Origin of the sequence: Okeania sp. SIO2C9 (assembly GCF_010672455.1) — a bacterium.
Taxonomy (GTDB): domain Bacteria; phylum Cyanobacteriota; class Cyanobacteriia; order Cyanobacteriales; family Microcoleaceae; genus Okeania.
This window is the reverse complement of record NZ_JAAHGO010000076.1, coordinates 32689-42250: the sequence shown is the minus strand read 5'-3', so window position 1 is coordinate 42250 and position 9562 is coordinate 32689. Positions and strand designations below refer to the sequence as shown.

Annotated in this window: 2 protein-coding genes and 1 pseudogene; all 3 read left to right on the top strand. The window is 40.7% G+C overall.

Annotated features, from left to right (window positions below; genetic code table 11):
- The first annotated feature begins 15 nt into the window (after nt 1-15).
- Complete coding sequence (locus tag F6K23_RS33075; protein WP_293164161.1) at nt 16-186, top strand: hypothetical protein; 171 nt, start codon at nt 16-18, stop codon at nt 184-186.
- A 466-nt stretch (nt 187-652) separates the two neighbouring features.
- Nucleotides 653-1815, top strand: a pseudogene (locus F6K23_RS33070) (RNA-guided endonuclease InsQ/TnpB family protein).
- Between the two features lie 18 nt (nt 1816-1833).
- On the top strand, nt 1834-8073 hold the full coding sequence (locus F6K23_RS33065; protein WP_293164158.1) for a non-ribosomal peptide synthetase: 6240 nt from the start codon (nt 1834-1836) through the stop codon (nt 8071-8073).
- The last annotated feature ends 1489 nt before the right edge of the window (nt 8074-9562 follow it).

The window sequence follows — 9562 nt, the reverse complement described above, 5'->3', positions numbered from 1 at the left end:
TGGGGAGATTGGGAGATGGGGAGATGGGGAGATGGGGAGATTGGGAGAGGGGGAGATGGGGAGATTGGGAGATTGGGAGATTGGGAGATTGGGAGATGGGGAGATGGGGAGATTGGGAGATGGGGAGATGGGGAGATTGGGAGATGGGGAGATGGGGAGATGGGGAGTGAGAGAAATATTTGGTAATGGTTGAAGATGGAACATTTTTGTATACCGAATTAAACAAATTTGATATTATATCAAATCCGATAGCATCGGTGTTATTCAGTCTTTAAAGATAAGAGTCTATACTGTAGGGGCGAATGGCCATTCGCCCTTACCGATTGTATGACTATCAACAGAATTATATTACTCCGAAGCCAACGGATTCGATATCAGGAGGAGAGAGAATCACAAAGATGTAGTAGTTATGACGATTGAAGATTTTTTTTATGTCCAATTAAACGAATGTTGCTATTTGTAAGAATAAAAACGAGGAGATATGGGATTGAGTCAAGATCAAGAAAATTATAAGTTTTTAAGAGAGCATTGACTTAATCAGAGAATAAGGATATAATACGCTCTTAAGCATACTTTTAGACAGGCTGCACTTACTCAGGAATGAAATCCATGATTAACAAAGCTGAAACTTAATAATAAACAGAAAACTCTGATGGCTCAACACGCAGGCTATTCACGCTGGTGTTATAACTGGGGTAAAAGGTCTGTGGAATGCTGCAGTTCGAGATGGTTATAAGCCAAATTCCCGTAAGCTTAGAGAGGTTTTTACCAATCACACCAAACCCCTCTACCCCTGGATGAAAAATCTCTCATCTAAAGTTTATCAATATGCTTTTATTAACTTGGGTGAAGCATTTAAAAGGTTTTTTTCCTTCGGAATGCTTCGCAAACAAGGGTTAGGTAAACGCCCACGGTTTAAGAAGAAAAGTAAGTCTGATTCATTCACAATAGATAATTGTGGAAAACCAATAGAACTAAACGGATGGAGTCACAAATTACCTTTTATTGGTATTGTTAAAACTTATGAACCAATTGAAGCAACAACTCAAAAAATAACTATCAGCAGACAAGCTGGTGATTGGTATTTAAGTTGCAGCTATGAATTTACTCCGACTTCAACACCAAAAACTACAGAAGTTGTAGGTGTAGATTTAGGAATTAAGACACTAGCAACACTAAGTACTGGTGAAGTCTTCGAGAGTGTTAAGCCTTACAAAAAAGCGCAAAACAAACTAGCTAAATTACAACGAAAACTGAGTAGGAAAGTTAAGCATTCAAGCAATTGGTACAAAGCAGTAGTCAAGCTAGCCAAACAACATAGACGAGTAGCTAACATCCGTAAAGACGCACTTCATAAATTGACAACTTACGCAAGCCTTGAACCACGGCACTGTTGTCATAGAAGATTTGAATGTGTCTGGTATGTTAGCCAACCATAAACTAGCTAAGTCTATAGCTGACCAAGGATTTTATGAATTTAGAAGACAGCTAGAATACAAGTGTCAATGGTATGGCGGTGAATTAGTAGCAGTAGACAGATTTTTTCCGTCTTCTAAGACTTGCTCTAATTGTGGTCATGTACAGGATATGCCTTTAAACATCAGAACTTATGACTGTCCAGAATGCGGTTTATCAATTGACCGAGACTTGTTTGCGGAGCATTCCGTAGGAAATGCCTCAATTAATTTAAGAAAGCGAGTGCGTAATTCTGAGGTCCCCTCAGAATGCAAGACGCACTCAAGAGATGCGGTCAGCTTGACCGTGGATGCCTGTGGACGGAGTGCTGCTGACAGTTCCGGTAGAAGCAGGAAGTAAACAGTAAAATATCGCTATATGACGTTTTATATCGGTTTTATGAAGCAGTGGAACAATACTGCCGTAGATTACCCTCCGGATATTTGTCTGCATCAGTTGTTTGAAGCGCAAGTAGAACGAACTCCGAATTCTGTAGCTGTTGTGTTTGAGGGGAGGCAACTAACTTATGAAGGTTTAAATCAAAAAGCCAATCAACTAGCTCATTACTTGCAGAATCTGGGGATAGGTCCAAGCGTATTAGTAGGAATTTGCCTAGAGCGATCGCTAGAGATGGTCATAAGTCTCTTAGGCATTCTCAAAGCTGGGGGAGCTTATGTTCCCATAGACCCAGCTTATCCAATTGAGCGCATCGCCTATATGCTGGAAAATTCTCAAGTTTCAGTGCTATTAACTCAAAAAAACTTGTTAGCTGGATTACCGAAAAATCAATCGCAAATCATTTGTTTAGATGGTGAGTGGGATGTAGTTAATCAAGAAAATCAATTCAATCTAAACTGTACTGCTTCTGAAGAAAACTTGGCTTATGTAATCTACACTTCCGGTTCTACAGGTAAACCTAAAGGTGTAGCAATGAAGCACCTGGCCTTGAGTAATCTGATTTTCTGGCAACTAGAAAACACCACAGTTTCACCAAAAGCAAAAACCCTGCAATTTGCACCAATTAGCTTTGATGTCTCCTTTCAAGAAATATTTTCAACTTGGTGTGGGGGTGGAACTTTAGTCTTAATCTCAGAAGAAGTGCGACGAGACCCTGTTGCTTTACTACATCTATTAAGAGAAAAACAAATACAAAGACTGTTTCTTCCTTTTGTTGCTTTACAACTCTTAGCAGAAGCAGCTCAAACTAGGGGATTGATTCCTACAAGTCTCGTGGAAGTAATAACAGCAGGCGAACAGTTACAAATTACGAGGGCGATCGCCGCTTTTTTCTCTCAGTTAAAAGATTGTTCTCTTCATAATCAATATGGACCATCAGAAACTCATGTAGTGACAGCATTCACCTTAACCGGTTCTACTGAGAATTGGTCAGTACTACCACCGATTGGTCGCCCTATTGCCAATACTCAAATTTATCTGTTAGATCAATCGACACAACCTGTTTCTGTGGGGATTCCGGGTGAATTATACATTGGAGGAGTTTCCCTTGCCTTAGGTTATCTAAACCGTCCGGACTTAACTGCCGAAAGATTTATTCCCAACCCCTTTAGTCAAGAACAGGAGTCGCGTCTTTACAAAACTGGGGATTTAGCCCGCTATTTACCCGATGGTAATATTGAATATCTAGGTCGCATTGATAATCAGGTCAAGGTGCGGGGTTTTCGTATTGAACTGGGAGAGATTGAAGCAGTGCTTGCCCAACACCCGAACCTGCGACAGGTTGCGGTGATTGTCCGAGAAGAGCAACCAGGGGATAAGCGCTTAGTAGCCTATGTTTGTCCACATGAGGGTAAAATTTTAACTTCGAGTGAACTATACCACTTTTTGGGAGAGAGGTTGCCGGAATACATGGTGCCTAGTACTTTTGTGATGCTAGAAGCATTACCTTTGACACCTAGTGGTAAAGTTGATCGCCGCGCTTTACCGATTCCTGTGGCATCAAACTTAGTTCGGGAAAATAGTTTTGTTGCCCCTCGGGATTTGATCGAACAGCAGCTAGCGCAAATCTGGTCAGAAGTTCTCGGTATATCTCCCATCGGAGTCTATGACAACTTTATTGAATTAGGTGGGCATTCCCTATTAGCTACCAAAATTATCGGGCTAGTGCGCGCACGTCTGCAAGTAGAATTACCTCTAAATCGCCTATTCGAGTGTCCCACAGTTGCCAAATTAGGCAAGGAAGTTCTTCCCCTTGAGGGATTAGATGTTGGAGCATCCCTACAACCAATTCCACGAGATCCAAGGATGCCAATATCATTTAGTCAAGAACAAATGTGGTTTCTCAATCAGTTAACGCCAGAAGAACCAGTCTGCAATGAAAGCTTGACCATTCATCTAGGTGGAGATATCGATATTCCGGCCTTGGAAGAAAGTCTGACGGAACTCATCCGCCGCCACGAAATTCTGCGGACGACCTATCGATTTCTTACAGCAAATTTCGCCCCCCTAACCCCCCAACTTTGGGGGGAAATTGAGTTAAAGTCCCCCATAATTGGGGGATTTAGGGGGCTTTCTGAAAATGGCTGTAACGGTCAACCATGCCAGGAAATTCAGCCACCATCTACATTTACTTTACCAATAGTCGATTTGCGGCAATGGTCAGAAACCGCACGAGAAACAGAAGCACTGCGTATCGCCACTGAACAGCTTCGTCAGAGATTTGACCTCAATCGAGGACCCCTACTGCGAGCTACTCTAATTCAGCTTACTTCAGACAGCTATCGACTCTACTTCGCTATTCACCATATTCTGGTAGATGCCGAATCATTGAGCCAAATAGTACAAGAATTAGAAATTATTTATACGGCATTTTGTCAAGGTTTACCATCACCTCTGCCAGAATTACCCATACAATATGCCGATTTTACGGTTTGGCAACGCCAGCGCCTAAAAGGAGAAATACTTTCTCATCAGCTTACCTACTGGCAAAAACAACTCGAAAACTTACCCCAATTAAAACTTCCCACTGACCGTCCTCGCACTCCACAAACGACTTTTACCGGTTCATTTGTTCGTCACCGACTTTCATTTGACTTAATCGAAAAGCTCAAAACTCTTAGCAACAAAGAAGGTGTTACCTTATTTGTGACCTTCGCGACAGCAATCAAAGTTTTGCTTTATCGCTATTCAAATCAGGAAGATATTGTTCTAGGTACTGTCATCTCCCAACGCACCAGACCAGAGTTAGAAGGAATGATGGGAAACTTTCTGAATACTTTAGTCTTGCGTAGTGACCTCAGCGGCAACCCTAGTTTCTGCGAACTGTTAAAGCGAGTCCGGAATGTTTGTTTATCAGCTTACTCCCATCAAGATGTGCCGTTCCAGAAGGTGGTAGAAGCCTTTCGTCCCAATCAACAAGTTAACCAAAATCCCATGTTTCAGGTGGCTTTGACGATCAATTCACCTCTAGTAACTGAAGACAAGTTAGGATGGAAGGCGTTTCACTACAAGGTAGATCCTGGGATTTCTAAGTTTGACCTCACTTTTTCTCTCTTAGAGGAAGGAGCGGAGGGAATGGTTATTGTGAGTGAATACAACAGTGATTTGTTTGATGCCACTACAATTAAGCGGATGAGCGGGCATTTGAGTACAATGCTCGTGGAAATCGTTACCAATCCCCACATAAGCATTTCTGAATTACCTCTGTTAACGGACAAAGAGCGTCATCAACTGTTAGTGGAGTGGAATGATACTCAGGTTAACTATCCGAAAGATAAATGTATTCATCAGTTGTTTGAGGAACAAGTAGAACGAACACCGGATGCAGTAGCGGTGGTATTTGAAGAGCGACAATTAACTTATCACGAGTTAAATTGTCAAGCTAATCAACTAGCGCATTATTTGCAAACTCTGGGGGTTGCACCAGAGGTATTAGTGGGTATCTGTGTCGAACGTTCTGTTGAGATGGTGGTGGGATTATTGGGGATTATTAAAGCCGGTGGAGCTTATGTGCCATTAGATCCGAGTTCCCCAGCAGAACGTTTGAGTTATATCTTGGAAGATGCAGCAGTACCAATATTAGTAGCAACTAAGTCGGTTTTATCAGATTTGCCACAACATTCAGCGCAAGTAGTTTGTTTAGATAGTGATTTAGAAACATTCCCCTCATCTCAAGAAAGTACAGTTAACGAAGTCAGAAGTCAGAAGTCAACCCACCCCTCACCCCTCCCAGGAGGGGAAGTCAGAAGTTGTTTTTGTAACGAGGATTTAAGCCCCGCTCCAGAAACGTTTCGCGGATCAAGGCGGGGTTTTAGACCCAATTATTTTGATAATCCTGCTATTGGAGTAACTCCTGACAATTTGGCTTATGTAATTTATACTTCAGGTTCAACAGGACAACCAAAGGGAGTCTTAATTTCCCATCAAAATGTCACCCGCTTATTCCGCACAACTGAATCAATTTACCATTTTAATCCTAACGACTGCTTGACATTATTCCATTCCTACGCCTTCGATTTCTCTGTGTGGGAACTGTGGGGCGCTCTGCTGTATGGTGGTCGCCTTGTAATTGTGCCGTACTGGGTTAGTCGTTCTCCCAAAGAATTCTACGATCTGTTAGTCCAACATCAGGTGACTGTCCTGAATCAAACTCCATCTGCATTCACTCAACTAATTCAAGTCGATCGAGAATATAGTGCTGATGCTCTCAAACTACGATATATCATCTTCGGGGGGGAAGCTCTACAGATAAAAAGTCTTGCTCCATGGTTTGAGCGTCATGGCGATCGATTCCCTCAGTTAATCAATATGTATGGTATCACCGAGACAACAGTCCACGTAACATACAAAATCTTAAGCACAGACAACACAGAACAGGTAAGTAGTCCAATTGGAAAAGCTTTAGGCGATCTGAAAATTTATATCCTTGATCGTTATTTACAACCAGTACCCATAGGAGTAACAGGAGAACTACATATTAGTGGTGCAGGTTTAGCACGAGGATATCTAAACAGACCAGAATTAACAGCAGAAAGATTCATACCTAACCCTTTTGAGGATAACAACTCGAAACTATATAAGACGGGAGACTTAGCTAGATATTTACCCGATGGCAATCTAGAATTTATCGGTCGCATTGACAACCAGGTAAAAGTGCGAGGATACCGTATTGAAACTGGAGAAATAGAATCGACCCTCACTCAACATCCCACAGTCAAACAAACAGTAGTAGTAGCAAGAGAAGATAACTTTGGTAATAAAGGTCTAGTAGCTTACCTAGTGCTAGAAAGTGAAACTCCAGAAGTATCAGAGACAGAACAAATAGGGAAATTGAAACAATATCTGAAACAGCGGTTGCCGGAGTATATGATACCGAGCGGGTTTGTAGTGTTGCCACAACTGCCACTGACTCCCAATGGCAAGCTAGACCGTAAGGCTTTACCAGCAGCAGATTTGGTCAGTAGTGTGTCAACAGAATATGTAGCTCCTGAAACGGATACACAGAAGGTCTTAGCAGAGATTTGGAAAGAAGTGTTGGGAATAGAACAGGTGGGAATGCATGATAACTTCTTTGACCTCGGTGGTCATTCTCTGTTAGCAGTGCGTCTCATGGCTGAGATTGAGAAACAATTTGGCAAAAATCTATCTTTAGCAGCCCTTTTCCAAGGTCCTACCCTAGAACAATTAGCCATTCTACTGCGCCAGAGCAGGGACGCACAGACGCGGGGACGCGGGGACGCGGGGACGCCGAGAATAGAAATTCCACCCAAAATTTCCCTCACTCAAAAAGCTGATACTGACTCTTGGTCTCCCTTAGTTGCCATTCAACCCCAAGGAAACCACCCACCTTTCTTCTGTATGCCTGGTTCCGGTGGCAATGTGGTCTACTTCCACCAACTTGCCCGTCATCTGGGAAACGAGCAACCCTTTTACGCTTTGCAACCTCCATCCTTAGATGGGGTATCAGAACCCTTTAGTAGTCTTGAAGAGGTAGCTGCCTACTACCTCCAAGCCATCCAAACCCTTCAACCCTCTGGTCCGTACTTCCTCGGCGGTCACTCCTTTGGGGGTCTGCTTGCCTTTGAAATGGCACAACAGCTACTACAGTTGGGAGAAACAGTCGCCCTACTCGCCCTATTTGACTTTCCCGCCCCACTTGACGGTAGCACCCCAAAACAGCTAGATTGGGATGATACCCGATGGTTCTCCAATATTGCCCATATGCTAGAAATTTTATCTGGGAAAAATTTCGACATTTCTTATGAAACCCTCAAACCTTTAACTCCTGAAGCGCAATTAAACTATCTCAAACAGCATATGGAAACCGTCAATCTGTTGCCACCTAATTCAGGAATTGAACGAGTGCGTGGAATTGTCCAAACGATTAAAGCTGAGGAATTGGCTTTTATGAGTTATCTCCCACAAGGAGGTTATCAAGGTCAGATTACCCTGTTCCGCACCAGCGAAGTTTATCAAGATGAATTGGGAATGCTTGGTGAAATACCTACCGATCCAACTTGGGGATGGAACAAGTTTTCTAGCCAAACCGTCGAGGTTCATGTGGTTCCTGGAAACCATACCACTATGTTGAGTAAACCTCACGTAATGGTATTAGCTGAAAAACTTCAATTTTGTCTAGCTAAAGCATGGAAAACTGAATGATCAGGAATTTACAGCAGTTTTTAGATGAGTAAACCACAGTTAAAAATTTAGGTGGTAGGTGGTAGGTGGTAAGTGGTAGGTGAAACGAGGGCTGCAAATCCTAAGAGGGCTGAACTTGTTGTGGTCTACTCGGGTGAAAAGCGCTGTATTAAATGAAACAAACAACAGTAAAATTTTAAGGAAATTACCGAATAATTAATAATTAATAATTAATAATTAATAATTAAATAATTCAGCTTTATTAGCCTACCCTTTTCAGGGGAAAAAAAGAAATTTTTTTCTAATTGTGTCAATCCTCTCTCTTTTACAGCGGTTTTCATTTCGATAGACCACAGTAGGGGCGAACGGCCGTTCGCCCCTACAAGGTTTTGGTTATGACGATGTGGTTCATCCATCTGAAAAGCGCTGTAATACCAATTTCATCAATTTAGGCTACAGTTTATAATTAATAATTAATAATTAATAATTAATAATTAATAATTAAATAATTCAGCTTTATTAGCCTACCCTTTTCAGGGGAAAAAAAGAAAAATTTTTCTAATTGTGTCAATCCTCTCTCTTTTCATACCAATTTCATCAATTTAGGCTACAGTTTATAATTAATAATGAATAATTAAATAATTCAGCTTTATTAGCCTACCCTTTTCAGGGGAAAAAAAGAAATTTTTTTTTAATTGTGTCAATCCTCTCTCTTTTCATACCAATTTCATCAATTTAGGCTACAGTTTATAATTAATAATGAATAATTAATAATGAATAATTAAATAATTCAGCTTTATTAGCCTAGCCTTTTCAGGGGGAAAAAAGAAAAAATTTTCTAATTGTGTCAATCCTCTCTCTTTTCATACCAATTTCATCAATTTAGGCTACAGTTTATAATGAATAATGAATAATTAATAATTAATAATTAAATAATTCAGCTTTATTAGCCTAGCCTTTTCAGGGGGAAAAAAGAAAAAATTTTCTAATTGTGTCAATCCTCTCTCTTTTCATACCAATTTCATCAATTTAGGCTACAGTTTATAATGAATAATGAATAATGAATAATTAAATAATTCAGCTTTATTAGCCTACCCTTTTCAGGGGAAAAAAAGAATTTTTTTTAAATTGTGTCAATCCTCTCTCTTTTCATACCAATTTCATCAATTTAGGCTACAGTTTATAATGAATAATGAATAATGAATAATGAATAATTAAATAATTCAGCTTTATTAGCCTACCCTTTTCAGGGAAAAAAAAGAAATTTTTTTTAAATTGTGTCAATCCTCTCTCTTTTCATACCAATTTCATCAATTTAGGCTACAGTTTATCTTATACGGCAAATGTAAAATAGTTTCCTGAAATTACTGTAGCGTCAAAGTTTTGAGCTTACAAAATCTTACTTTTAACTTTTGACTGTCAGATATGCGTCTTACATTCTGGAGGGGCTGTGTGCGGAATTACTTCCGCACAGTAGGCGCCCCGTAGGAAACCTCATAATTACGCACTC

Coding starts and splice junctions, on each gene's coding strand:
- F6K23_RS33065 (WP_293164158.1), top strand. CDS start 1,834: ATGACGTTTTATATCGGTTTTATGAAGCAGTGGAACAATACTGCCGTA.
- F6K23_RS33075 (WP_293164161.1), top strand. CDS start 16: ATGGGGAGATGGGGAGATGGGGAGATTGGGAGAGGGGGAGATGGGGAG.